The sequence below is a fragment of the Streptomyces sp. NPDC017529 genome (assembly GCF_044329785.1).
Lineage (GTDB): Bacteria > Actinomycetota > Actinomycetes > Streptomycetales > Streptomycetaceae > Streptomyces.
The window spans coordinates 18,477-44,916 of the sequence record NZ_JBIRJY010000035.1 but is presented as its reverse complement, the minus strand read 5'-3'; the positions used below and the strand labels follow the sequence as shown (position 1 = coordinate 44,916).

The 26,440-nt window shown below is 68.2% G+C and carries 18 protein-coding genes and 4 pseudogenes; 19 read left to right on the top strand and 3 right to left on the bottom strand.

What is annotated here, in order from left to right:
- Positions 1-654: 654 nt before the first annotated feature.
- Entirely contained in the window at positions 655-1,308 is a 654-nt protein-coding gene (locus ACH4K4_RS37770) for a hypothetical protein (protein ID WP_398174576.1), read from the bottom strand.
- Positions 1,309-2,006: 698 nt separating this feature from the next.
- Between ACH4K4_RS37770 and ACH4K4_RS37765 the strand changes: the two genes are divergently transcribed.
- From ACH4K4_RS37765 to ACH4K4_RS37745, 5 genes and pseudogenes are all read left to right on the top strand, one after another.
- Positions 2,007-2,915: a ribosome-inactivating family protein gene (locus ACH4K4_RS37765; protein WP_398174582.1), complete on the top strand. Its 909-nt coding sequence runs from the start codon at positions 2,007-2,009 to the stop codon at positions 2,913-2,915.
- A 529-nt stretch (positions 2,916-3,444) separates the two neighbouring features.
- Positions 3,445-3,720, top strand: a pseudogene (locus tag ACH4K4_RS37760) (hypothetical protein); the annotation flags it as partial.
- A gap of 138 nt (positions 3,721-3,858) precedes the next feature.
- On the top strand, positions 3,859-4,503 hold the full coding sequence (locus ACH4K4_RS37755) for a hypothetical protein (protein ID WP_398174588.1): 645 nt from the start codon (positions 3,859-3,861) through the stop codon (positions 4,501-4,503).
- A 649-nt stretch (positions 4,504-5,152) separates the two neighbouring features.
- The gene (locus tag ACH4K4_RS37750; RefSeq protein WP_398174573.1) at positions 5,153-6,739 is read left to right on the top strand and encodes a class I adenylate-forming enzyme family protein; all 1,587 of its coding nucleotides are present in this window, start codon (positions 5,153-5,155) and stop codon (positions 6,737-6,739) included.
- A 295-nt stretch (positions 6,740-7,034) separates the two neighbouring features.
- Positions 7,035-7,163 (top strand): annotated as a pseudogene (locus tag ACH4K4_RS37745) (TetR family transcriptional regulator); the annotation flags it as partial.
- Positions 7,164-7,530: 367 nt separating this feature from the next.
- On the opposite strand, the gene ACH4K4_RS37740 reads toward ACH4K4_RS37745, so the two are convergent.
- Entirely contained in the window at positions 7,531-7,662 is a 132-nt protein-coding gene (locus ACH4K4_RS37740; protein ID WP_398174585.1) for a hypothetical protein, read from the bottom strand.
- 607 nt (positions 7,663-8,269) lie between these two features.
- Between ACH4K4_RS37740 and ACH4K4_RS37735 the strand changes: the two genes are divergently transcribed.
- From ACH4K4_RS37735 to ACH4K4_RS37690, 10 genes and pseudogenes are all read left to right on the top strand, one after another.
- Positions 8,270-8,752 carry a hypothetical protein gene (locus tag ACH4K4_RS37735; RefSeq protein ID WP_398174569.1) on the top strand — a complete coding sequence of 161 codons (483 nt, stop codon included), beginning with the start codon at positions 8,270-8,272 and terminating at the stop codon, positions 8,750-8,752.
- 260 nt (positions 8,753-9,012) lie between these two features.
- A complete protein-coding gene (locus tag ACH4K4_RS37730) occupies positions 9,013-9,798 on the top strand; it encodes a hypothetical protein (protein WP_398174566.1) in 786 nt (261 codons plus the stop codon).
- Positions 9,799-9,802: 4 nt separating this feature from the next.
- Entirely contained in the window at positions 9,803-11,122 is a 1,320-nt protein-coding gene (locus ACH4K4_RS37725; RefSeq protein ID WP_398174563.1) for a peptidoglycan-binding protein, read from the top strand.
- A complete protein-coding gene (locus ACH4K4_RS37720; protein WP_398174560.1) occupies positions 11,119-11,835 on the top strand; it encodes an ABC transporter ATP-binding protein in 717 nt (238 codons plus the stop codon). Before ACH4K4_RS37725 ends, ACH4K4_RS37720 begins: the two co-directional genes overlap by 4 nt.
- Positions 11,832-13,103 (top strand): ABC transporter permease, encoded by a 1,272-nt coding sequence (locus ACH4K4_RS37715; protein ID WP_398174557.1) that lies wholly within the window; start codon positions 11,832-11,834, stop codon positions 13,101-13,103. Before ACH4K4_RS37720 ends, ACH4K4_RS37715 begins: the two co-directional genes overlap by 4 nt.
- A gap of 190 nt (positions 13,104-13,293) precedes the next feature.
- Complete coding sequence (locus ACH4K4_RS37710) at positions 13,294-17,694, top strand: hypothetical protein (RefSeq protein ID WP_398174554.1); 4,401 nt, start codon at positions 13,294-13,296, stop codon at positions 17,692-17,694.
- Between the two features lies 1 nt (position 17,695).
- Positions 17,696-18,106: a hypothetical protein gene (locus ACH4K4_RS37705; protein WP_398174551.1), complete on the top strand. Its 411-nt coding sequence runs from the start codon at positions 17,696-17,698 to the stop codon at positions 18,104-18,106.
- A pseudogene (locus tag ACH4K4_RS37700) lies at positions 18,067-19,071 on the top strand (tyrosine-type recombinase/integrase); the annotation flags it as partial. The gene ACH4K4_RS37705 and the pseudogene ACH4K4_RS37700, both read left to right, overlap by 40 nt.
- A 127-nt stretch (positions 19,072-19,198) precedes the next feature.
- Entirely contained in the window at positions 19,199-19,525 is a 327-nt protein-coding gene (locus ACH4K4_RS37695; RefSeq protein ID WP_189787542.1) for a helix-turn-helix transcriptional regulator, read from the top strand.
- 1,018 nt (positions 19,526-20,543) lie between these two features.
- Positions 20,544-21,878 carry a hypothetical protein gene (locus ACH4K4_RS37690; RefSeq protein ID WP_398174548.1) on the top strand — a complete coding sequence of 445 codons (1,335 nt, stop codon included), beginning with the start codon at positions 20,544-20,546 and terminating at the stop codon, positions 21,876-21,878.
- 11 nt (positions 21,879-21,889) lie between these two features.
- Here ACH4K4_RS37690 and ACH4K4_RS37685 read toward each other — a convergent pair whose 3' ends face one another.
- A complete protein-coding gene (locus ACH4K4_RS37685) occupies positions 21,890-22,750 on the bottom strand; it encodes an alpha/beta hydrolase (RefSeq protein ID WP_398174545.1) in 861 nt (286 codons plus the stop codon).
- A 129-nt stretch (positions 22,751-22,879) separates the two neighbouring features.
- On the opposite strand from ACH4K4_RS37685, the gene ACH4K4_RS37680 reads away from it, so the two are divergent.
- The 4 genes and pseudogenes from ACH4K4_RS37680 (at position 22,880) to ACH4K4_RS37665 (ending at position 26,327) form a co-directional block, all read left to right on the top strand.
- A complete protein-coding gene (locus ACH4K4_RS37680; RefSeq protein ID WP_398174542.1) occupies positions 22,880-23,425 on the top strand; it encodes a helix-turn-helix domain-containing protein in 546 nt (181 codons plus the stop codon).
- 148 nt (positions 23,426-23,573) lie between these two features.
- Positions 23,574-24,221 (top strand): hypothetical protein, encoded by a 648-nt coding sequence (locus tag ACH4K4_RS37675; protein WP_398174536.1) that lies wholly within the window; start codon positions 23,574-23,576, stop codon positions 24,219-24,221.
- A gap of 65 nt (positions 24,222-24,286) precedes the next feature.
- Positions 24,287-25,442, top strand: a pseudogene (locus ACH4K4_RS37670) (UvrD-helicase domain-containing protein); the annotation flags it as partial.
- 534 nt (positions 25,443-25,976) lie between these two features.
- Positions 25,977-26,327, top strand: a complete 351-nt coding sequence (locus tag ACH4K4_RS37665) for a hypothetical protein (RefSeq protein WP_398174533.1) — start codon at positions 25,977-25,979, stop codon at positions 26,325-26,327.
- Positions 26,328-26,440 lie beyond the last annotated feature (113 nt).

Below are 26,440 nucleotides of genomic sequence, written 5' to 3'. Positions count from 1 at the left end.
GGGCGACGGAGTTCACCAGGCCATGCTCGGCATCGCCCGGTTGCACAACCTGGCCCTCACGGGATAACTCACACCCCATACGGGACAACCTCTAGCCATAGCACGCGCATGCAGGATCGGGGAAGAAAGGACAAGTCCTTTGTCCAGTGACGTCGAAGTCTGCGGATTGAAGCTGCACTTTGCGGGGGATCTTGCCGACTGAAGAGTTACCTTGCGGTGAGGGGCGGGGTTAGCCGGACGTGGTGCATGCGTTAGAGGTCCGGCCGGGCGGTTCCGCCGGGCCGCCGGCGGATGAGTTCGAGGTCGCGTACGTCGCCCCGGAGGGGCGGAGTTACGGCGCCCGCTGGCGGACGCGTGGGCGGTGCCGTTCGAGCACGCCCTTCCCGTGCGGGCCTTCGCGTCGTACCGGCGGCAGCGCAACCTGCCGGGGCTGTGGTGGTCGGCGACGACGGGCGGGCACGTCGGGTATGAGTCCTGGCTGGCGCCGACTCGCTTGAAAGTGTCCTGCGCCTTTGCGGTTCGTGTTCCGGCTACCTCGCACCCGCTGCGACACACAGCCTGGCGTAAGCCCACGTCAGAGACCCTGCTATCAGGACACCGGCGCGAGAGGCCCACGGACGCTGAGCTGCGAGTCGGCAACGGGTGCGCCGCTTCTCAGCCCATCCGCGGCGAAGTGCGGGCGGGGCCGGTGGGCCGGGCGGCGGTCGCGTCCGTGATGTCGATCTTGTTCTGGCCCGTCTCGCCTGCCCTGCAGGAGATCACCCGGCCGTCGGGGAAGCGGTAGCGGTCCACGAAGGAGGCGTTCACGCTGACGTCGCCCCAGGTCATGTGCGCCGGCAGGTCGGCCGTGGCGCGCAGCCGGAGGTCGTACGTCACCGGCTTCCCGGACTTCACGACGCCGTCGGTCACGAAGCGGGAGGACGCGCGGTCCACGGGAGTCCACTTGCCGGTCTTCTTGGACTTGTACTCGAACGCGATGAACCCGCCGATCACCGGGTCCTCGTCCTCCACCTGCCGCCAGGCGTAGACGGACATGTCGAGCGTCTTCAGGGTCGCGCTGCTGATGTTGGTCACCGTCGCCCGGAACGACCGCCAGCCCCCGCCCCGGACGACCGGGCCGTCGGCGTCGGTCTGGACGAGCTTGATGGTCTTCTGCTCGTAGTCACCGTTCGCGGTGGAGACGTCGTAACAGCTGGGCAGTTCCTCTCCGGCCTGCCCGGCCGCGTACGCGTCGGGGGCCGCCACCAGGGCAGCCGCCGGAAGAACGGCCGCGGCGAGGGCCGTGGTCAGGGCGCGGCGAAGAAACATCGGGTACCTCTCGGTCGGGAGCTGTGACGACACTGATCAACATGACTCCCGAGCCGGGTGGAGGGTTGTGCTCACATGGCGACGAGGAAGGGCCGCCCGGGAGTCACCCTGTACTTGCGCTCCAGCGCACGCCCCGACAGACCATCACGGTGGTCACGGCGGATCGCCGCGTACAGATCGACCTTCACCGACGAGATGCGCCGGACCCCCAAGGGGTCTGACCGAGATACGGGTCAAAGTGCCGACTCGCTTGAAAGTGTCCTGCGCCTTTGCGGTTCGTGTTCCGGCTACCTCGCACCCGCTGCGACACACAGCCTGACGTAAGCCCACGTCAGAGACCCTGCTATCAGGACACCGGCGCGAGAAGCCCAAGAACGCTGAGCTGCGAGTCGGCAGCTGGATCCGGTCTCTCTTCAGGGCGCCGGAGGCGGGCCGTGCGGCCGGGTGAAGCCGAGGCGGGAGGGGTGTTAGCGCCGACGTTAGGTGTCCGTTAGATCGGCACGGCAGGCTCAGGGATGTCCGCTGGGGAACGGCAATCCCCTTCATCGTCCTCCGTCTCCACAGTGATCTCTGCTCGGCACGGATCCGCCGACAGGACGGCTGCCGAGCCGAGGTCTTACCCGAATCACCCGTATTCGTGCCGCCGCTGGGGGCACGGCCGCTCGTCCAACGCACCCCTACCGAAGGACTCAACCGTGATGTCAACTCTGCGCGCCGCGCTCGCGCGCATACTGGCAGCTTCGCTCGCCGTTCTGGCCCTGGCTGGACTGGCCGCCCCCTCCGCCCATGCCGACACGACGCGCCCGCGTCATCAGATCATCTGGAACGTCCAAAGCCTGCTGGATGGGAACATGGAGGATGCCTACAGTCGCTACTGGAGCATGATCGGCGCCTTGCGGACCGCCGCTGGCCACCGCGTCGGGAACGGCGTCGGCGCCACTGAGCGGCTGCGAGCGGAGGGGGCACGCGCCGTCGAGATACGCCTCATGAACGGCAACGAGCCCTACGCTGCCCTCTACGTGCGCTCCGACAACCTTTACACGATGGGTGTGTGGTCACCCAGCCAGCAGAGTGGTTCCGTGACCGGCCTGGTCGGCTTCCGTGACCAGCGCGCCGAGATGCAGGCCATCCTGCAGCGCAACGGCACTCCGGCCGCGGTCACCGACTTCGGCTTCAACTCGACCTACGACGCACTCGGCAGCTACAGGCGCGCCGAAGTGGGAATGAACGGTTACACGATCGCGGACGCCATCCGCGCGGTGCACGGATACAGCCACAGGATGACCGCTACCCAGCAGGCTGGTTTCCAGGCCCAACTGATCATCCTGATTCAGGCTGTCTCCGAAGCGGCCCGGTTCCAGGACATCGCCATCACGGTGGGCAACAACATCCGCAGTTACGCGTCGGGGTCGGCAACACGGCTGTCGACTAACCAAGTGAACATGGAGAACGACTGGAGCGACGTCTCGGAGTGGCTCCACGCCGCCCTCAACCCTGAGCCGGACACGATCCTCACCACCATTCGCTTCGGCGGCGGGGAATACAACAGCCTGGAGGCGTTCAACCGGCGCTTCCACTACACCCTTGCGCAGGGCTCATACTTCTGACCCTGCTCGGGCGCCCGGCGCGGATCACCGCGCCGGGCATCCGACCGGACCTCTACCCGGGGCAGCCGCACCAGGCCGGGCCACGCACGGGCGGCTCAACCCCTTGAGCGGGGTCGACATACGGGTCGCGACCGCGCAGCGCCACGACGACATCACGCCCACAACCTCAGTAACAAGGAATTAGCGGTCAGCTCAGGGGGCACCGAGCACTCGGCTATCACGGCAAGACCGCCACCCGGCCGGGCATCGAGGCTGGCGGAACCCGGACTTCGCAGTCGAGCTGTACGGGCGGGCGGCAGATTCCCCGGCGCTTTTCATCGATTGCGCCCAGCGGTCGAAGGTTGGGCAGTACGCCAGGTGCCGACTCGCAGCTCAGCGTCCGTGGGCCTCTCGCGCCGGTGTCCTGATAGCAGGGTCTCTGACGTGGGCTTACGCCAGGCCGTGTGTCGCAGCGGGTGCGAGGTAGCCGGAACACGAACCGCAAAGGCGCAGGACACTTTCGCGCGAGTCGGCACAAAGGTCAACTTGCGTGCTGTGCAGACCGTTTGCGGATGCTGCACACGGCGTCGACGCGGGCACGAACGGTCACTACCGTGGAACGGGCCCCGGCCCCTGGCGCGCGGGAGGTGCTGTGTCCGGCGACGCTCTGTGGTGCTCCGATCAGGTCCGATCCCTTGTCGCCGCCCGGCACGCCGGCGGGCTCGTCAAGATCGGACGCACCGCCCGGGGGTGGCGGCAAGAGGACCTTGGCGGGTGTCTGGGGTGCTCGACATCCACGGTCTCCCGGCTCGAAGCCCGCCACTGTCCCGCCGATCTGCGTCTGCTGCGACGCGCCGCCGAAGAGGTGGGCGTCCCGACGGATGTTCTGACCGCGTCGCTCGCCCTCGACGGCTCACCGGCCACTAGGGTGTCGCCTGATGGTCCACGAGTCGAGGAGGACCCGATGCGCCGCCGCACCCTGCTCGCCGCCGCCGGACTCGCGGCCCCCGCGCAGTTCCTGATCGGCGTCGACGTCGCGCTGGCGGGCGTCCCCGATCCCAGCGGCTCCGCCGCGCCCCTCGACCAGCGCCTGGCCCGCGCCCGCGGCCTGTTCGACGCCGGCCAGCACGCCCGGCTTCTGGAGGCGCTGCCCGGCCTGCTCGGTGACGCGCACGTGGCCGCCCGCTCCCGGCAGGAACTGGCCCTGGCCCGCCTGTCGACCACGTACAGCCTGCTCTCCCAGGTCCTCACGAAGATCGGCCGCTACCAGCAGTCCCGCCAGGCCGCCGACCGCGCCACCGTCTACGCGGACCTCTCCGGCTCACCGCTCGCCGCCGCGGCCGCCGCGCGCGAAATGAGCATCGTTCTGCGCCACCAGGACCAACCCGCCGCCGCCCAACGCCTGATCCTCAAGGCCGCTGCCCAGTCGAAGGCACCGGACTCACCAACAGCGCGCAGACCTCCGCGTACGCCCAGATGCTCTGCACCCAGGCGTACAGCGCGGCCCGCGCAGGAGACCGAGGTCAGGCCCTGGCCGCGATCGGCGAAGCCCAGCGCGCTGGCCGCCTCCTGCCCGCACAGGCCCCGCGCCAGCGCCTGTTTCCGCTGACCTCGGCGGCCGTCGCCCTGTACGCCGTCGGCGTCCACTGGGCCCTCGGTGACGCCGGCGCCGCCCTAGAAGCCGGAGCCAACCTGCGCGAGGGCCAGTTCCCCACGCCCGAGCGCAAGGCCCGGATGCACACCGACCTCGCGCGCGCCTGGTGGCAGATGGCCAAACCCGAACCGGCCGCAGATGCCCTGCTGCACGCCATACGGGCCTCGCGCCGGGCTTGATGAAAACGTGGATGAAGATTCGGCTGCTGAAGAGCACGTGAGGATGGCGTGTGCACTCTGTAGGGCCAGGCAGGCCGTCTATGGAAGATTCTGGTCATGGGCATTCCACGCCCCCGCAGGGCAGCGGCCTGTGGTTCACGCGGCGCGTCGGGCCGACCTTGCCGTCGGCCCGTCGGTCTCCGCGCAAGGGCCTGCTGGGACCACACCACGGGGAGCGTTTCCCCGCATGATGATGGGCGTTCCGCGCGCTCTCTCAAGCGCTCAGCTGACCTGCGAATACCGAATTTTCCTCAAGGAATGGGCATGGTACTGCGCCAGCTGATGGACGAAGGCGGCCCCCCCCGTGAGGCCACAGCTTCTGAGCAGCATGTTTGGATGTGTCGGTGATTGTTAACGCACGGGAAACATCCGAGCCGCGGACGTACTTGGACCGCATTCTGGAGCACTGGTACAAGGACGAGGACGCCGAGGCTCTCGTCCAGGGAGCGCAGCGGCTGACCAGGGGGGAGGCTCGGCGGCGGCTGTTCAGGTTGGGGCATGCACTGCGCGAGCAGGGACTCGCGCCCGGCGATGGGGTGGGACTGTTCCTGGCCAACCGCGTGGACTCCGTCCTGGTGCAGCTCGCCGTCCATCTCATCGGCTGCCGCGTCGTGTTCCTGCCGCCCGAGCCGGGGCCCGGCGAGCTCGCCGCGCTGGTCGAGCAGTCCCGGGCGCGCGCCGTGGTCACCGACCCGCTCTTCGCGAGGCGGGCCGCCGACGCGGCCGACCGCAGCGTCCACGCCCCCGTACTACTCAGCCTCGGCCCCTGTGAGCAGCAGTGCACGGACCTGCTGGCTCTGGCGGCCCAGTGCCCGGCCGTGCGACCCGAAGGCGTGCCAGGCCCGGGAGCGGACGAAGCCGTCACCGTCCTCTACACCGGCGGAACCCTGGGCCGCCCCAAGCTCGCCGCGCACAGCCACCGGCTCTACAACGTGCTGGTGGACCTGGTGGAAGACGCCCCGCAGGACTCCGGCTCCGCATTCTTCCCGACCATGAACCCAGGCACGGACAGGGTGCTCGCCTCCACGCTGCTCACGCACGGCAGCGGCCACCTCACCTCGCTTCAGGCTCTGGTGACGGGATCCGTCCTCGTCGTGCTGCCCGAGTTCGAAGCGGGCGCGGCGCTGACGGTACTGCGCGAGGAGCGGATCACCGCCACCATGTTCGTACCGCCCATGCTGTACGCAGTTCTCGACCACCCGGAGTGCGAGCCGGGCGTCCTGCCCGCGCTGCGGCGGATCGTCGTGGGCGGTGCGGCCACGTCGCCCAGCCGGCTGCAGCAGGCGGTCGAAGTGTTCGGTCCCGTACTCAGCCAGGGCTACGGGCAATCGGAGGCGCTCGGCATCACCGCGTTCGGTGCGGAGGATCTCGCCTCGGAGGGAGCCCGGCGCCCCGAGCTCTGGCGCAGCTGCGGTTGCGCGATATCCGACGTCGAGGTCGAGATCCGTGGTGAAGACAGCACGGCGGCCCTGCCCGTCAGGCAGGTCGGCGAGGTGTGCGTCCGCGGCGAGACGGTGATGCTCGGCTACTACGAAGACCCGGAGCGCACCGCGGCGGCGCTCCACGACGGCTGGTTGCGCACCGGGGACATGGGCTATCTCGACGCCGAGGGGTACCTCTATCTCGTCGACCGAGCCAAGGACATCATCGTCACCGGCCGCACCAGCGACAACGTCTACTCCCGGGTCCTGGAGGATTTCCTGCTCACGCTGCCCGGTGTGCGCAACGCAGCGGCGCTGGGTGTGCCGGACGAGGAGTACGGGGAGGCCGTACAGATATTCCTGGCCACGGCCGAGGGCGGCGCTGACGTCGACCCGGAGGCGGTCAGCGCGGCGGTGACCGCCGAGTTGGGGGAGTTGTACACGCCCCGGAAGACGGTGCTGCTGGACCAGCTGCCGACGACCAAGGTCGGCAAGGTGGACAAGAAGGCGCTGCGCGCCGCGTGGACGAGCGGGGCCTTGGACACACCGTAGGCTCCGTTGTTGTGGATCACCGGCCGATGCGGGGTCAAGTGCGCCGGGAAGACAGAGTTTTTGTGGCGCACCTCGACCGGCCGCCCTTTCCCCCGCTCCAGTTCGTGGCAGGCATCCAGTAGCGCGGTCAGCCGGCGGGACGGAGGATCCGGGCGTACGGCCGGGGCGGGCCCGGCGAAGGGCCGTAAGGCGATGCGGGGAGCCGGCTGGATCTGCGCCTGGGACGCGGAGTAGCCGTCCAGCTCGGCCTGCCGGAGGCGATGGGGGCCAGCGGGCAGTGGCCACACGGCACACCATGCTGACCGCAGCCGCCGAGGTGATCATCGAGCGCGGGTACGGCGGCGCGTCCATCTCCCAGATCACCGCCCGGGCCGGCGTGGCAGCGGGGGCGGTGTACTTCCACTTCCGCAGCAAGGAAGGCATCGCCCACGCGTTGTTCGGCCTCGACCTGGCCGGGGGCCTGCCCCCGCGCCGCGGCCCGGCTCTGCAGCACTGGAGCGACCTCACTCTGCTGCTGGCCCGCCACCTCGATGCCGACCCGAAGGTCCGGGTCGCGCCGTACCTGGCCGCACTCTCCGACAATCAGGACGGCTGGCTGAACACTCTCCGGACCCGGCCGGAGCTGCTCCGAGGCCCGGCAGGCGCCCATCACGAAGGCGATGCTGCCTGCCGGGCCTCGCTGCCGTTCCGGCCCCGCCACTGGGCGAGCCCGTACAGGAGCGGTCCTTCGCGGCGGCAGGACACGCAGGACCGCAGGGCCGGACCGGCAGCCGCAGGCTGCCGGTCCGGCCTTACACGGGCTGGTACTCGACGGAGGTGTGGCCGCATCCTGCGGCCAGGCGGCGCAGGGCGTCCCGCTCGGCCCGGTCCACGGTCAGCGACCAACGGAGCTTGGTGCGCGAAACGATCGTGGACCAGATCATGGAGCAGCTCGGAGGGCGATCCGCGACCGGCTGATCCGCGCGACTGCCCGCGATGACGATGCCGCCGGTGTTCGCGCAGGAGACACCCAACTGCAGGTGACCACCGCGTTGAAGGTCGCCGACTGGGATACGGACACCTGGCTATGACGCGTTCGACGGCGCGCCGGTGCCGTCCGCTGCACGCGACACCGGATCTATCAAGCACGTTCTGGCCAGGTCGGACACGCTGTCAGATCCGGTGTGCGTCAGTTTGTGACTGCGCCGTTGCGGGTTTGTAGTCAAAAGCGACGTAACCGTGACGAGCCCCATTCTGCGATGTCGATCTTGTGTCCGCTTTGACGCATAGCACACGCATTGCCCGGTTGGGATGAGTGCCACCTGCACCTAATGTCGACTGCGGCCCTGCCGACCACAGGGCCGCAGTCGTACCTCCGGTGCACACCGGGACGACGGGTGGGGATTTCGCGTATGCCGTTTTCCGGCAGGCATGTTTTCGGCGTGTCCGCTTCGATGGCGCATAGCTGCGACAGAACGGGCCTGCGCTCACGGATCAACTCGCACTTCACGCGGCTGCTCAATATTTGGAAATTTGCAGAAAAGATTCACGGTGAAAAACTCTAACCGGAATATTCGTTTGGCGATTTGCGGCGCGGTTGGTGCCGCCGTCATTGGGGGAATGGGGGCGCCTGCCGCCTACGCGGGCAGCAACGAAGAGTCGAACTTGTTGAGCATGGAAACGTGCTACAAGACTCCCGGTAACTCGACTTTCAAGTTCCACATTTTCTACAACTCCGGGCACACGGGCGCGTTCCGTAATATCGGTTACTCGGTCTATGACTTCGGCCACGTATACATTGGCGTCGGGGACGGGCCCTCGGGGAACCCGCTGAGGTTCTGCCCTGGGGGGACCGGGGCGGGGAAATCGGTCAAGAATAATGCTGCTTCTGCGTCAAATGCCCACTCGAAGTACTCCGCCACGATGTACTTCAACAGCGGCTACAAGGGTGCATCTGACCGCCTGGGCGCGGGAAGCTTCATGTCCCGCCTGAAGAACACCTATAACAACAACGCTTCCTTCAGGTGGAGCTGAGTCAGAGGCCGGCCTCGCGGCGGCGGGAGCGTCCTGCTCCTGCCGCCACGGTGAGCGATTGGTCGCAGAACGACCGCCCGGTTCGCTCGTGACGCAGCGACCGCGGCAATGCAATGCTGAAGAGGGAAGCTTTGAAGAACTCAGGCGTACGGAAAATCTTTCCGACGTTGCTGGTGGCTCTGGCGGCTGCTGGGTGCGGGCCTGCTGGGTCCGACGAAGTCGGCTCGGCGGACCGGCCCCCGTTGCCGAAGAAGAACTTCGTGGCAGCCGATCCCGCAACGTGGACGCTTCCGATCGAAGCCTACCTGCCTACGGATGACGACGAGCAGCAGGTGAAGAAGGCAAGGACGCTCCTTGTCGGCGACTGCATGAAGGACTTGGGTTTTGACTGGCGGCCCGCCCCTGATCTTCCGAAGCTGGGTCCCAAGACGCTGACCGACTGGCGTTACGGCATACACGACGCCGTATTGGCGAAGAAGCGCGGATACAAGCCGGATGCGGCCGAGCAGGCCGCCTACGACCGCGTCATGAGCCAGGGCGCGGTCGAGGACACCACCGAGGAGGGGGCCGAGGGGAAGGCGCTGAACGGGGGAGTTGCCGAAGTCGGCGGGAAAGCCGTTCCGAAGAGCGGCTGCCTTAGTCAGGCGAATCAGAAGATCTCGGACGGCGCCCTGGAGCGCACGGCCAAGGCGCAGGAGATCGCCAATGACGCGTTCACCCGCTCCAAGCGCGAGAGCAAGGTGATCAAGGCCTTCGCAGCGTGGTCTTCGTGCATGAAGGAACACGGCTACAACTACAAGGAGCCGCTGGACGCCAGCGATGAATCCCGGTTCTCCAGTCCGGAGGTCACGAAGCTGGAGATTGCCACGGCGACTGCTGATATCGCCTGCCGCGATCGGACGCACGTCGCGAAGATCTGGTTCGATGCCGAATCCGAACTGCAGAAGCAGGCCATCGACAAGAACATCGAAGGACTCGTCGAGGCCCGGAAGAGCCTGGACGACACCATCAAGAAGGCGGCACGCGTGCTCGGCGGGGCGAAGTAACGGCATGACCGTTCCAGACACGGACACCCAGCAACTGCCCACCGCGTCCGGCGAGGGCAGCACCGAGCAGGTGTCGGAAGGCTCTGCTCCCGCACGGTCAGCGCTGCGCCGGCGGCGACGCATGCTGGCGATGGTGTGCGGCGGCACCGTTCTGCTCGGGGCCGCAGGGATGGCTGCGGCTGCGTGGATCAAGTCTCCGGCGCAGGTGGCGGCGGACACAGCGGCACCGCCTGCCGACGTGCTCACTGCCGCGGCCGAGCGCAGGGTTCTGGCCGAGACGGTGGTGACGCGCGGTCAGGTCACGGCTTCGCAGAGCGTGCAGGTGTCCTCTGCCGGCCCGGGAGGCGACGGCGCGGGACGCTCGGTGGTGACCAAGGTGAAGGCGAAGGCCGGAGAGCCGGTGGCGTTCGGCCGTGTACTGCTGGAGGTCTCAGGGCGCCCGGTGTTCGCGCTTCCCGGCGCGCTGCCGGCCTACCGCGACCTCAAGCCCGGCGACGACGGCCAGGACGTGCAGCAGCTGCAGCACGCGCTCGCCTCGGTCGGACACTCCACCGCCCCGGACCGGCCCGGACACTTCGGTGCCGGCACCGAGCGCGCGGTACGCGGTCTGTACGCCGCGCTGGGCTACACGCCACGTCCGGTTGCCGAGAACAAGGAACCGGAGGCCAAGAAGCCCGCGACGCCCCCGGCCCCCTCGACCCACCCCATGGTGGCCATGTCCGAAGTGGTCTTCCTCAACTCCCTGTCCGCACGGGCCGACTCGGTCACCGCCGAGGTGGGCGCAGAGGCCAGTGGCACCCTCATGACCATCTCCGCCGGCGACCTGCTGGTCAGCGGCGGCATCGGCCTGCACGAAAAAGGACTCATCAACCCGGGACAGAAGGTGGAGATCCTGGCCGAAACCAGCGGCGAACGGGCGACCGGCACCGTGGTCTCCGTCGCCCAGGCACCCAAGGCGAAGAAGACCAAGAGCGGCGAGGACGACAAGGCAGGAGCCGACGAATACACCGTCAAGGTCAAACCAGACGGCCGGCTTCCGGCGACCATGGCGGGCCAGGAGGTGCGCCTGACGATTGCGGCGGCCTCCTCCCGGACCAAGGTGCTTGCCGTCCCGTCCTCGGCCATCTCCACCGGTGCGGACGGCCGCACCACGGTGACGGCGCGGACGCCCAACGGCAGCAACCGTCGCATCGAGGTCCGCACGGGCATGTCTGGCGATGGGTTCGTCGAGGTCACTCCCACCGACGGCGCCCGGCTCACCGAAGGCGACCAGGTTGTGGTGGGCGTCGACACCCGGCATACCGAGCAAGGACAGCCGCGGTGACAGCGCAATCTCGCGGCGGGCCGCCGCCGGTGGTCGAGTTCCGCCGTGTGGGACTGACCTACCCCGGATCACCGCCGGTGGCAGCACTTCAGGCGTGCGACCTGCGCATCGAGCGGGGGGAGTACGTCACGGTCGTCGGACCCTCCGGATCGGGAAAATCCACGTTCCTGAATATCGCCGGGCTGCTGGACCTGCCCACGACCGGCAGCTACCTGCTCGACGGTATCGATACCAGCACCATCAACGACACCCAGCGCACCAGCCTGCGCGGGATGCGCATCGGCTTCGTGTTCCAGGCATTCCACCTGCTGCCCCACCGCAGCGCCCTGGAAAACGTCGAGCTGGCGATGCTCTACCAGCGCGTCCCGCGCCGCCGACGCCGCACTCGCGCCGAACGCGCCCTGCACCGCGTGGGCCTGGCGCACCGCAGGGCCGCGCTGCCGACCCGGCTCTCCGGCGGGGAACGCCAGCGCGTCGCCATCGCCCGTGCCGTGGCCTCCAGCCCCTCCCTGCTGCTGTGCGACGAGCCCACCGGCAACCTCGACTCCGAGACGGCCGCCTCCATCCTGAATCTGCTCGACGCCCTTCACCACGACGGCATGACCATCACCGTCATCACCCACGACTTGGATGTCGCCCGCCGAGGGCAGCGCACTGTCACCATCCGCGACGGCATCCTCACCGACACACCCCGTGCCAGGACCGCCCCGTGAACGAAACGCTCTCGCCCAACCAGGCGCCGGAAGCCGGTAGGAGAAGGCCGCGCCGTTCCCGCCGCTCCTCCCTGTCCGTACGCGATGCCGTCTCCGAAGCCCTGGCCGGCGTCCTGCAACGACCGGCACGCTCGGCCCTGACCGCCCTGGGAACCGTTCTGGGCGTGGGCTCCTTCATCGCGGTGATCGGCCTTACCGGCACCGCGGCCTCCCAGATCGACTCCCGGTTCAACGAACTCATCGCCACGGAAGTCTCCGTTAAGGACATGGGCGGCCCCGACCCCAGCCGTATCCCGCTCGCGTTCCCCGCCGATGCCGATGCGCGCATCGGCCGGCTCAACGGTGTCACCGCAGCCGGCGTGTACTGGAAAGTCCGCCTCGATCGCACCCAAAGCGTGCGTTCATCCCCCAGTCACACCCGAGGTGATGACACGCAGGCCCAGGTCGTCGCCTCCTCCCCCGGCGTCCTGCAGGCCGCCCACCCGTCCTTCGCCCAGGGCCGCGCCTTCGACACCTTCCACGAACGCCGGCACGAGAAGGTCGCGGTCATCGGCGCCACGACAGCCGCCCGCCTGGGCATCACCACCCTGCAGACCCGCCCCGCCGTGTTCATCGGCGACACCGCCTTCACCGTCATCGGCGTCATCGACGACATCGAGCGCAGACCAGAACTCCTCATGTCGGTCCTGGTCCCTCGCTCCACCGCCGAGCACATCTGGGGCCCGCCCACCGACGAACGCGCCACGATGCTCATCGCCACCCGCCTCGGCGCCGCCCAGCAGATCGCCGACGAAGCCCCCACAGCACTGCGCCCCGAACACCCGGAATACTTCCGAGCCCTCTCGCCCCCCACCCCCAAGGCCCTGCGCTCGGCCGTCGGCAGCGACCTGGGCCAGCTCTTCCTCCTCCTGGCCGGAGTCTGCCTGGTAATCGGCACCGTCGGCATCGCCAACACCACCCTGGTCGCCGTCATGGAACGCACCGGCGAAATCGGGCTGCGCCGCGCCCTGGGCGCCCGCGGCATCCACATCACCACCCAGTTCCTCTCCGAATCCACCGCGCTTGGACTGCTCGGCGGCCTGGTCGGCACCTCCCTGGGCACCGTGACCGTCGTGGCCGTCTCCGCCCTGCGGCAGTGGACACCAGTGATCGACCCGCTCGCCGTCGCGTCCGCACCCGCCTTGGGACTGGCCACCGGCCTACTGGCCGGCATCTACCCCGCCTGGCGTGCCGCCCGCATCCCCCCGGCCGAAGCCCTGCGCCGCTGAACCAGGCCCCGACCCTCCTCGCGAAACCCCCACATCTTGTTGCTCTCCGCCCTGGCCACGGCGCGCTGCGGGCAGTGCCGGCCCCGCCGTCGTACGGCGTCCTTGCGCTGCCCGAGACCGCCCCCGGCCCGCCCAGGTCACCTCGTACGGATACGCCCGCGGCCCGGCCGCGGACAACCAAGGACATTTCTTGAGACATCGCTTCACACGCAGATGGCGAGCCCCCCTCGCCACGGCGGTCACCGCCGCCCTACTTTCCTCTCTCCTGCAGACCGTCGCCCGGGCCGACGACCAGCCCCAGGACACCTCGGAGCCGCAGCGGTCGTCCGTGGTGAAGAACGCCGACCGGGACGCCGTGCTGGGCAAGGACTGGCACAAATCCCAGGACCGGGCCTGGACCACCAGCGGTGACACCGAGGGGTTCCACGTCCTGGTCGCCGACCAGAACAAGGCATACGAATGGCGCACCGCCGCGACCCTGCGTGAACCCGGCTTCAACGCCGACATGTGGATCGGCAACGCGTGCGTGACCGGCTCGGGCAAGCGGGCCGTGGTGGCGTACGCGCCGCGCACCTTCACCAACAAGCCGGAACTGATGGCCCGCGGTGCGTTCACCGCCGTGGTCGACCTCGCGTCCGGCGCGGTGACCAAGCTGAACCGGCAGGCGTCGCTGGCCTACTTCAGCCCCGGCTGCGGCACCGGCGAGACCGCGGTGCTCACCCAGGACGGCGGCGAGGACAAGAACGCCACCCGTCTGATCGAGGTTGACGCCGCCACCGGCAAGCTGAGCGCCCCGGTCGAACTCAAGGGTCAGATCACCTCGGCCGTACCGGTGGGCGAGGGCTTCGTGGCGGCCGACTCCAACCGCCTGGTGAAAATCGACAAATCGGGCGGGCGCCGCACCGTCGCCCACACCGACCGGATCCCCTTCCAGCTCAAGGCCGACGCCGAGGGCGGCGTGACCTACCTGGACCGGCCCACCGGCACATCCGGCCCGAGCCCCGCGGCCTACACAGCTCCCGCCACCCGCTCAGCCGCCGCTGCCGGGGGCCGGGAGCAGGACAAGGGTGAGGCCCGGCGCGTCACCGCAGGTGACATCGACCGGGCCGACGCCCGGCGGGTCAAGCCGGCCGTGCTGGCCCGCGGCCCGCTGCACGACATGGACCTCTCCAGCAGCGCCACGGGCAAGGTCTTCATCACCGGCGAGACACAAGAAGCGGACGAGCTGCCCGGTTCGGTCGCGCGCCGCACTGATGTGTCCAAGGACGCCCGGGCCACCACCCGCGGCGAGGCGCTGGTGACCCGTACGGAGTGGTCGCACGACAAGCCCTCCCGGGCAGCTGAGAAGCAGGCCCCCGCGCCGCGCTCCGCGGACGTGGACCTGAAGGTGCTGGACACCGGCAAAAAGGCGGAGTTCCGCGTCGAGCCCGGCGACCAGACGGTCGGCAACCCGGCCCAGGGCGCCGAGCCCTCTCCGGCGCTGACCTCCCCGGCCGGCTCCGCCACGGCCCGCACCGCGGCCTTCCACGCGCGGACGGCAAGCTCCCTCGACGACACCGCCGAGCCGGACCGGTACTGCTCCGTGCCCCGCAACGACCCGCGCAAGCAGGCCCTGCAGCCCAAGCCGCGGCAGATCGAGTGGGCGGTGGACCAAGCCATCACCAACAACCTGAACAAGCACATATCGCGCCCGGCCAACTGGAAGAACCTCGGGATGGGAGCCTACAAGCCCCAGTCTCTCTTCCCGCTCCTGCAACTGGAGGGCGGCGGCCGGATTCCGGCGCAGGTGATGCTCGGCGTCACCGCTCAGGAGTCCAACATGTGGCAGGCGTCCCGGGTCGTGGTGCCGGGCGTCACGGGCAACCCGCTGATCGGCAATTACTACGGCATCAAGTACGCGGCCAACGGCCAGCAGAACGACCCGTGGGCCATCCACTGGGACAAGGCCGACTGCGGTTACGGCATCACGCAGGTCACCGACGGCATGCGCATCCAGGGCAAGGAGAAGCCGGAGGAGCAGCTGAAGACCAAGCTGCAGCAGGAAGCCGCGGCGCTGGACTACACGGCCAACATCGCGGCCGGGGTCAACATCCTCGCCGACAAGTGGAACCAGACGCACAAGGACGGTCTGACCGTCAACAACGGTGATCCGAAATACATGGAGAACTGGTTCTTCGCCCTGTGGGCCTACAACTCGGGGTACTACCCGAAGTCCGAGGCGGGCAAGAACGGCGGCAAGTGGGGCGTGGGCTTCACCAACAACCCGGCCAACCCGCTGTGGAAGGCCAACCGCCGGCCCTTCCTGGAGAGCGCGACCGGCGGCGACAACTACAAGGACGCCGCCCACCCGCAGGACTGGCCCTACCAGGAGAAGGTGCTGGGCTGGGCCGCCCGCCCGCTGGAGGCCCTGGAGTCCCCGGGCAAGATGGTGCACGGATTCCGCCAGGCATGGTGGATGAACTTCAGGGACCGTACGACCGTCAAGCCGCCCGAGGGGCTGTTCTGCACGGCCGACAATGACTGCGACCCGAGCAAGATCGGCCCGGACGACAAGAACGAGCCGGGCCTGGGCGCCTGCAACCGCAAGGACCTCAAGTGCTGGTGGAACAAGCCGGTCACGTGGAAGAAGTGTGACAAGGGGCAGTGCGGCAATGAACTGCTGCGCTTCAACGACACGTACAAGGAGGAGGCGGACGGCACCGCCTACCCACCCAACTGCTCCACCTCGGGCCTGCCCGGCAACGCGCTGATCGTCGACGACGTTCCCGACGGCACCCCGGTCATGCGGCCGGGATGCGCACAGCCGAAGAAGAACAGCGGTACCTTCAAGCTCGACTTCGCCACCGACTCGGCGAAAATCGACTTCCAGCAGCTCGGCGCCGGTTACGGCGGCCACTTCTGGTTCGCCCACACCCGCAAGGACGACGCCAAGGGCCGCCGGATGAAGGTCGCCGGCACCTGGAACTTCGACCAGAAGGTCTCCGGACCGGCCAAGGTCATGGTCCACATCCCCGACCACGGGGCACAGACCCGGGCCGCCGCGTACGAGATCGATACCGCCAAGGGCAAGCGGACCAAGGTCGTCGACCAGCTGAACCAGGGAGGCAAGGGCAAGAACCGCTGGGTCACCCTCGGCGCGTTCCTCTTCGACGGCAACCCGAAGGTCAGGCTCACCAGCATCACCCCGGGCGGTACCGGCGACGCCGACATCGCTTTCGACGCCGTCGCCGTCGCGCCGATGAAGGGCAAGTGGGTCCACCACACCTTCGACGCGGTATCCACGATCGATCCGCACCAGAACCTGGACACCAAGACGCCCAGCCCATTCAACACCCCTATCCGTGACCGGCAGACGCTCTACGACTGGGCGCGAAACAAGACGGTCGGCGGAGCGCCCTGGAACGACAAGAGCAAGCCACGCGTGAAGGGACTCACCGAATTCCCGGCCTGCGCTGCCGGAACCGCCAAGAAGGACTGTCTCGGAGCGAAAACCCTCGCGGCAATGCGGGCGTGGTCGAAGAAGGTCGCCGATGCCGGTACCTCGCTGACCGGCATGACCTCCCAGGCCCAATGGATGGGCTTCACCAACCCCCTGCCGGGCGGCAAGAAGCCCGCCGACGCCTTCGCGTCCGACCTCGACTACAAGAACAAGACACACATCGAGGCCGGATATGTCGTCGGTGACGACGGCACCATCGTCGAAGACTCCGAGGACTTCGATGTGAACTGGCGCGTGGGCAATACGCGGATCGCGCCCTTCGTCGCCGATTTCGTCAAGGCCACGGTCGCCGATTACCGGTCCAGCGGCATCACGATGCCGGACCTGTCGTACGACGCCCTCGACGCCAACACCGTCACCGGTAAGAAGACGCGGGTGCACAACCCGTTGGAGACCGGCTGGACTCCGGCGCGGGCGTACCTGCCGCACCACAGCACCCCCGCCATCGACCGTTCCGGGCAGTGCCTGAAAGTCAAGACGATCGGCGGCGGCGTCGACGGTTACCGTCCGCTGGGCGGCGCACCGAGCACTGACAAGAACATGAAGGCCTGGGTCGGCCAACTGCAAAAGGCGGCCGACGGCGGCAAACTCCCGCAAGAGGTCGCGGACACCGCGGGTGACTTCTACAACATGTTCTTCAGGGAACTGGACATCCCTGGCGCCTCCGGATCCCTGCTGTACGCCGCTCCGCCCATCTGGCAGAATATCTCCGTCGCGTTCTGCTCGGACGGTTCGGTGAAGTCGACCCAGGCCGTTCCCAATGGGGACAACAAACCGGGCTACGGTCTCGTTTACCAGGGCTACATGCCGGACCTGTACCTTTACCACAACGATCGCATGATCGACCAGACGGGAAAGCCTGCGACCGGGCCGGTGCAGCGCGGAAACTTCGCGGACTTCTCCAATGTTCCCGGTGTGACCTCCGACAAGGGAAACGCCTACGGAAAGTGCGACATCGCAGTGCGTGGCAACGGCGGAAATCCATGGAACATGACGGTCCCGCCGCTCACCACCACCAATGAGACACCGAAGCGGGTGATCTTCTGTGACGACAAGACGCCCCACATGACAACTGCCCCGGACGGAGACTGAGGTGCCCACCACACGAGCACGTACCTGTATCAGGGCCTGTACAGCGGTGTGGGCCGCGGCCGGGATCGCCGCGATGCTGATCGGCGTCCCCGCCAACGCCTGGCTGTCAGGTTCGTACTGGACAGGGCTCGTACTGGGCGAAGCGTACTTCCTGGCCCAGGCACTGCTCGCCGCCCAGGCATTCCGCACGGCGGGGCGCAGCACCGCCCAGGCGCTGCGCTGGGTGGCGGGATCGCTGGCCTGGGCCGGCCTGCCCCTGTGGCTCCTGGCCACGCTGGCATGGCTCAACGCCGACACCAGTGACACGTGGGCCGACGTCGCGCCGAGGACAACCGCAGCAGGCGCGACCTGCCTGCTCCTCACCGGCGCTGCATGGGCCACCGCACACCGGCTCCGAGCGCGGCACACCTGATGCTCGTGGACGGGATCTCCTACCTGGACCCCGAACCTGCCGTGTTCGAGGCCATGCTGGAGGGGTGGACCAAGCAGCAGCGGGCCCGCTTCCTGAAGTGGGACGGGACCATCAAGCCGCGGCTGTCACTGGTCCGCCGGTTCGCCGAGTACTCCAACCAGTACCCGTGGCAGTGGCAGTGGCAGTGGCAGTCGGCCGAGTTCGAGGCGTTCATCGACCATCTGCGGACGAAGACACCGACGTTCACGGTGTCGAGCGGCCGGAACTACCAGAACCACCTGCGGCTGTTCTGCGAGTACATCACTGACCCGCGCTACGGCTGGATGTCCGTCTGCCAGGAGCGCTTCGGCGAGGTGCCGGTTCAGATCCTGCACGAGTGGAACACCGTCACCCACGTCAGTGAGTACGAGGGCGACCCGAGTCGCCGGCCGCTGACCTACGACGAGATCCAGGACCTGTTCGACGCTGCTGACGGGCGGGTCGAGGAGATCCGAAAGCGCGGCCGCAAAGGTGCGTTGACCGCGATGCGCGACTCCGCCCTGATCAAGACCTACTACGCCTATGGCATGCGGCGCCGGGAGAACGTCGGCCTCGACCTCGCCGACCTGCGGCGGAACGCGAAGGCTCCGCAATACAGGCGCCACGGAGCGGTGTTCGTGCGCTGGGGCAAGTCCTCCAAGGGCAGCCCGCCCAAGCGCCGCACCATTTTCACCGTCCCCGAGATGGACTGGATCGTCGACGACCTCGACCACTACCTGACCGAGGTCCGGCCCCGGTTCAACGTGGGGAAGCATCCTGCGATCTGGGTCACCGAACGCGCCGGGCGCCTGTCACGCCGGTCGGCGAACGAAGCCTTCGAAGCCGCCAGGCAAGCCGCTGACCTGCCCGGAGAACTCGAATTGCACTGCCTGAGACATTCCTATATCACACATTTGACCGAATTCGATTACCCGGAGAGATTCGTTCAGGACCAGGCCGGTCACGGCTATGCCAGCACCACGGCCCTCTATACCGGCGTCTCGGACGAGTACCGCAACCGGCTGCTGCACAAGAAGTTGGGCCAGCGATTCCCGGCATCTGGGAGGACCCGAAGTGATCAAGAAGATGGGCTACCGCTGGAACCTGCGCAAGCTCATGGCCGACCGGGAGATGTTCCAGACCACCGATCTGGTGCCGCTGCTGGCCGAGCGGGGCGTCAACCTCTCGCGAGAGCAGGTCTTCCGCCTGGTCACGCAGCCGCCGCAGCGGCTGTCGATGGACACCCTCGCGGCTCTGTGCGACATCCTCGGATGCCAGCCCAACGACCTCATCGAGGTCCAGGTCGTCAACGAAGAGGTACGCAAGACCGCCGGCGGCGAGACGCCTGGCCCGCTTCCGGCCGTGCGCCGGACCTCGATCCGGCGGCCGGAAGGACTGTAGCGCATCCTCTCCGACTGCTCCGTCAACCGTCGCCCGGCTCGCCGCGCAGGCAGCCCGCTTGGAGGTAGCGACGGCCGCCGCCGTCGGCCACCTCACCTCGGCTCTGCCGTCGCTCGTCCGCCAGGATGCCGAGGCCGCGCTGGTGACCGCGGTGCCGATCCCCACCCGCGGGGCAGCTCGCTACCTGGAAGAACTGGCCGGACACCTCGCGGACCACCCCAATGCGCTGACGTCAGGCAGCTCGCTCTGTCCGCCGGTCCTGCTTCGGCTCGCTGAAGTTCTGCACGATGCCGGGCACCTTGTGGTCCGTCCCGGATGCGCACACTGCGAAAAGATCCGGTCTGACCTGCGGCAACTCCGTCCTGAGGGGCGCCTCTGCGGTTCGTGCGACGCCCGAAGCCGCCAACGCGAAACCTGCGCACGGTGCCACCGTGACGGCCAGCGCGTCGTCGCCCGGCGCCCCGAGGGCCCGATCTGCAACCGTTGCTACCGCGCCGACCCCACCACCTTCGAGGAGTGCGCTGAATGCGGGCAGCTCCGCCACCCGGTGGTACGACGGGACGACGGCCGAGGGCTATGCATCAAGTGCTGGAAACGCCCCATGCACACCTGCGTGAGCTGCGGAAAGACCGCAGCCGCCGCCCTCGTTGACGACGACGGCGCACTCTGCCACCTCTGCTACAACCGCCATCGCCGACCACGGCGGCTCTGCGGTCGGTGCGGACAGCTCAAGTGCATCGCCCGCAACGCGCGCGACGGGCAGCCGGACCTCTGCGACGGCTGCTACCAGGGCCCCGACGCGACCTGCGCGATCTGCAGCCGAGTCCGCCCCTGCGCCAGTCGCGACGAACAGGGACAGCCGGTCTGCGCCACCTGCTACCAGCGTCGTCGCATCGGCGAGCCGTGCGCCCGCTGCGGCCGGACCAAGCCGGTCAACACCCGTTGGCCGATCGGGCCGGTCTGCATGACTTGCTACACCGCTGTGCTCCGCTCACCGGCCGAGTGCCCTCGCTGCGGCATGGTCCAGCCACTGATCGCGCGGGATGACGACGGCGCCGATGTCTGCGGACCATGTGTCGGCTTCGCCGCCGACTACACCTGCAAGCAGTGCGGCCGGACCGGCAACCCCCACAGCCGCGGCCGATGCGCTCACTGTGTCCTCGCCGAGCGGGTCAACGCCCTGCTGGCCGGGCCCGACGGCACGATCACCTCGCAGCTGAAACCGCTCGCGGCCGCGCTGGCGGACGCTCCCTCACCGTTCCCCGCTATCCAGTGGCTCAAGGAGAGTCCGAACACCAAGCTCCTCGCCCGGCTGGCGTCCGAAGGCCACGAGCTCAGCCACGAGCTGCTGGACGAGCTCCCGCCCAGCAGGAACCAGCGCTACATCCGCCAACTCCTCGTACACACAGGGGCTTTGGAGGAACGCAATGAGGACCTCGAACGCATCCCGGGCTGGCTGGAGCACGAGCTCGCGGCCAAGCCGGCCGCGCACGCGAGTCTCGCCCGCCCGTTCCTGCACTGGTTCCTGCTCCGACGCGCCCGTCAGCGGGCCGCCATGCGCCGCCATCCTGCCTCCGCCGACCGCGACCTGCGGCGCCGCGTCAGCGTCGCCCTGGACTTCCTGGCCTGGACGGACCAACGCGGCCTGGTCCTCGCCGACCTTGCCCAGGAGCACATCGACGACTGGATCGCCGGGGCCACCAGCCAGCGGCGCTACCTGGTCCGCTACTTCCTGAAATGGACCACGAGCCGTCGGCTCACCCGTGAACTGACCGTCCCTTCCATCCCGAGCCAGGAGCCCCAGGACTTGCTCGACGACGACGATCGCTGGCTGCTCCTCCAGCGCTGCCTGACCGACGACGCCCTGCCGACGGACGTCCGCGCTGGCGGCGCGATCACTCTGCTGTTCGGTCTGTCCACCGAACGTCTTTGCCACCTGACGCCTGAACTCCTCAAGTTCGGTGACAAGCACGCCCACCTGGTCCTGGGCCGCCATCCGGTCCTGCTGCCTCCACGGCTCGCCGAGCTCCTTCGGCGACTTGCCGAACGGCCGCAACTCCGGCCGCAGCTCTCGCGAGCCCACCCAGGTCCTCAGTGGCTCTTCCCGGGCAAGCCGATCTCGACGCACGGCATGACCCAGAAACTCAACCGGCACGGCATCCCGGTTCGCACCGCGCGCAACGGGGCGCTGGCTGCCCTCGCTGCTGATCTCCCCAGTCCGATCCTCGCCGACGTGACCGGGATGCACCGCCACACCGCACTCCGCTGGGTTGCCTACGCCCGACGTGACTGGGCCGAGTACCTCGCCGCCCGGGCCGAGGACGAGGCCCACAAGCGGGAGGATAAGGGGTGATGGCGCATGCGTCACGCTGCTCTGTCGCGGAGGTCAGCGATCGCCTGGAACACGGCGTCCTGGCGCTGCTCGTGGAGCCAGCCGTGGCCGGCATTCTCCAGGACCCGGTGCTCGCCGCGCGGGACCGAGGAGGCCAGTTGCGTGTGCAGCGTGGTCTTAGCGTCGTTGATCTCGCGCAGCACTCCTTCCGGCCACAGATGCGCCTGCGCCGCATCGTGCCCCAGGGCCGTGAGCACGATCAGCGGCACATCGGGCAGGTCCGGTGCGTGCCGGAGCTCGCCGGAGACCACGTCGTAGAGGTTCCGGTCCTCGTACAGGCCAGCCTTCCACGCCGCCGTGACGTGGTGCTCGATGAGCGGCCGACGGACAGCGACGGGCCACTTCGCAAAGAGTGGTGCGGCCTGGTCCCGGGCCTGCTGCAGCTGTTCCTGAGTCAGCTCCGGAATCTCCTGAGCGTGCAGCTGCGCCAGCTTCTCTCGCGCTTGTCGGGGTGCGCGGTCGTGGAGGTCCTCGTGGAAGGGGTCCATGAGGAGCAGCCCGGCCGTCTCGTCGGGGAAACGCTGGGCGAAGTGGCGTGCGTAGGCCCCGCCCAGGGAGTGGCCCACCAGCAGGTACGGGGCAGGTACGCCGGCGGCACGCAGCAGGTCGCGGAGTTCACTGGTGACTTCCGCGGCGGTGCGGGGCAGTTGGGCCCCTTGGCTCCAGCCGGTGCCGGCGCGGTCGTAGAGCACGCTGGTAGTCAGCTCCGCCGCCCGGTCGTGGATGTTCAGGTAGTCGAGGCCGACCTGCCCTGCCCCCGGCAGGAACACCACGGCTGGGCCCCCGGTACCGGTGCGGTGCAGCATCAGCCGCCGTCCCCCGACTTCGTACAAGCGCCCCAGCGGAGGCTCGGCCAAGGCGGCTTGGGGACCGGGAGCGGGTGACGAGTGCGACATGGTCGGTGACCTCATTCTCGGTGGTCTCAATTTTGAGAAAGGTATTGAGGCTGAGAATATACATCCATGGACACGGTTGAGCTCCTTCTGCACCCGGTACGGATGCGCATCGTGCACGCCATGCACGACGGGCGGACACGCACAACCACAGAGCTCTGCGCCCTGCTGCCCGACGTCTCGAAGGCCACCGTCTACCGGCACGTCGGCCTCTTGGCCGACGGCGGACTGTTGGCCGTGGAGGGCGAACAGCGGGTGCGCGGCTCTGTCGAGCGCCGCTACCAGCTGCATCGCGACCGGGCCGTGATCGACGCCGGAACGGCCGCGTCGCTGTCGCCGGAGGACTACCGGCGGGGCTTCGCCGTGGCCATGGCCACCTTGCTGGCCGAGTTCAACGCTTACCTCGACCGGGACGGGGCCGACCCGGTCGCCGACTCGGTGGGTTTCCGCCAGCACGCACTCTGGCTCAGCCGGGACGAACTCACCGAGATGATCGGCGAGGTGCGCGAGGTGATCACAGCCCGCATGACTCACGGACCCTCACCGGAACGCACCCGCCACCTGCTCAGCCCAATCCTGTTCCCCGCCGAGACGCAGCTCCCGCGTAACGACTGACTGACCGGCAAGACAAGGCTCCGGACTCTCGGCTCTGCCACAGCCCCTCGTGAAGCCTGGAGCAAGTGAGGAGGCGACCATGCGTGGGGATTCTCAAGATCCTTATCAGGGAATAGTGCAGGGTCGGAATAACCCCCTCCCGCCAGTAGTGCGGGAGCTCGGCCGCGAGTGCGCCTTCATCGAGCCTGGAGCCGACGGCCGCACCCGCTACAAGATCAAGGGCCGGGTATTCAAAGGCCGCAAGCTCACGGGCGACGAAGCCGAGTGGGTGGTGCTGGACGTCGTGCACCAGGCGGTCGTCGTCCTCAAGCAGATCAACGATGACCCCACGCACCTCTTCGGAACCTGGATCGGAGAGAAGGCCGGCTATGGCCTGTTCAGCGACGTGACGCTGCGGCTGAAGAACTTCCAGCAGCACCTCAATGACCTCTTCACTATCAAGGGCGCGACCTACATTCCGTTGCCCCTCGTCGATGAGTACGCCGATGACGAGGCGGCTGACGATGCCGAGCTGGGCCAGGAGGCCGCAGACGAGACCGGGGACGACGCGGACACGGGACCGGTTCAGCCCTGGTGGTTCGACACCCGGCAGTTCCGGCGCACGCTGGCCTGGCATATCGCACACCAGCCGTTCGGCGTCGTCGCCGGCACGAGGCAGTACAAGCACAACGCCTTCGCGATCTTCGAAGGTTATGCGGACCCTCGGGAATTGCATCAGAAGGGCGAGAAGTCGCAGGTCGCCTGCTCACGCAGAGAGCCCGACGGACTCCGACACTACTACGACCTGACGTCCTGACCAGGCACGTTGCCAACACTATCCCTTCTAATGCATGGTCTGCCCTCCAGAAGGGATGGCCTGGAGTGCCCATCGGTGAGCGCCTGCTGACCCCCAAAGCCCTCTCCTACGCCGTCCTGCGCACCGTGACCCGCTTCTGCCACTCCGCCGACCCCGCCCTCACCCACCACCACGTCCCCCCCATTGCGCGGCCTGGAAGAGGCGGCACTGCACGCCGAACTCGCCCACTACCTCACCCCATTCGCCCAAAAAGCCTGGGCCGATCTGCAACGCACCGACGACGGCATCGTCCGCTTCGACCACGACCACTACCTGAAAATCTGGGCCCTGACCCACCCCCGCCTGGACGCCGACTTTCTCCTGCTGGACGAGGCCCAGGACACCAACCCCGTCGTCGAACAGGTCTTCACCGCCCAGCGCGAGCACGCCCAACTGGTCATGGTCGGCGACTCCGCCCAGGCCATCTACCACTGGCGCGGCGCCAAAGACGTCATGACCGGCTTCGACGGCACCACCCTGGCCCTGTCCCGCTCCTTCCGCTTCGGCCCCCACCTGGCCCGCGAGGCCAACCGCTGGCTCAGCCTCGCCGGCGCACCCCCGCGCCTGACCGGCAGCGACACGGTGCCCACCACCATCGGCACCGCAGACGGGGCGGACGCTGTGCTGTGCCGCACCAACGTCGGCGCCCTCGGCGAGGTCCTGCAGCAGCTCACGCTCGGCCACCGCGTGGCGCTGGCCGGGGGAGGGGAGAGCCTGCGGACCCTGGCCCTGGCCGCCCGCGACCTCAAAGAGGGCCGCCGCACCCACCATCCGGAACTGGTGCTGTTCCCCTGCTGGGGCGAACTGCAGGATTACGCCGCCCACGACCCGGCCGGCTGCGACCTGCAACCGCTGGTCGACCTGGTCGAGGCCCACGGCACCGACGCCATCCTGGCCGCCGTCCACCAGCTCGTGCCCGAAGACCAGGCCGAGGTGACCGTCTCGACCGCCCACAAGGCCAAAGGCCGCGAATGGCCCGCCGTCCGCATCGCCGAGGACTTCCAGCCGCCGCGCGACACCGGCGACAAAGACGAGCACGGCCGCCCCGTACCCCCGCCGATCGACGCAGCCGACGCCCGCCTCGCCTACGTCGCCGTCACCCGCGCCCGCCACCACCTCGACCTCGGCGGCCTGACCTGGATCCACCACCACCCCCAGGGCCAAGCCCACGCCACCTCCTGACCGCGACCGAGGCCCGAAACCTCGCCGTGCCAGCAGGCTGTCGCGCTTCGCTTAATGGGGACGGACGCAGCAGTCCCGCGCTGTCGGCCGGTGTGGCCGACCGCGAAGTTGTTGGGAAATCCGCTGCACATGACCTTGACGCTGGTCGCAGGTTCCGGGCGCACCCGCACCGGGATCTTCGCCTGCGGGCCCGTTCGTGGTGACGCCCGGGCGGTGGCCCCCGGACCCGCCGTTCGGCGCCTGGCCCAGCTCCCAGTACCCGACAAAGGAGCAGTATGCGGACCTGCCTTAGTTGATGAGGCTCTGTCAAGTTTCAGGCCGCGTCCGTTGTGGAGGTATGCATGCCTTTATCCCTCTATGGACTAACTGGTGGACTATTTGTTCCCAAAAAGAGTGATTTCTGCAATGGCTCAACAGTGGCACTTCTCGTCATGCAGGCGGCATATGCTCACCTCTCCGCCACTGACTGGTAGCGCTGGGTAAGGGCAGTTGCCTCCACGGGCGGCGAAAAGCGAAAAAAGGGGATTAGGGGAAATGAATAAGCGTATAGCAACCCGCATAGCCGTCGGCATTCTTGGGGCGGGGGCGTTCCTCGGCGCTACGCCGGCGTTCGCGCTGACGGCGTGGCACATCGACGCCGCCAAGGTGGAGTCCTGGAGCAGCGAGAACCACAGAAAGCTCCACGTCTATGACACCAAGGCCGACAGTCGCGCCGTCTACGGTGAGTACCAGCGCGCTGGAAGCGACGAGAACTACGTCATGTGGAACAAGAGCGGTTCCGGCACGGTGGTTGTCAGCAATTCCGGCAACAAGATCCTGCAGGCGCGAGCCTGCCGGCAGGAGCAGTGGGCGCCGGACGAGTGCGGCGGCTACGTCGCCAACTGACCTGTAGAGCTCCAGGGGGACCGGAACGCGATCATCGGTTCCCGCATCCCCCAACGCAATGGTCAGCGACGGGTCGGCCACGGGAAGGTGGTCGGCCCGTTCGTCGTGTCAAG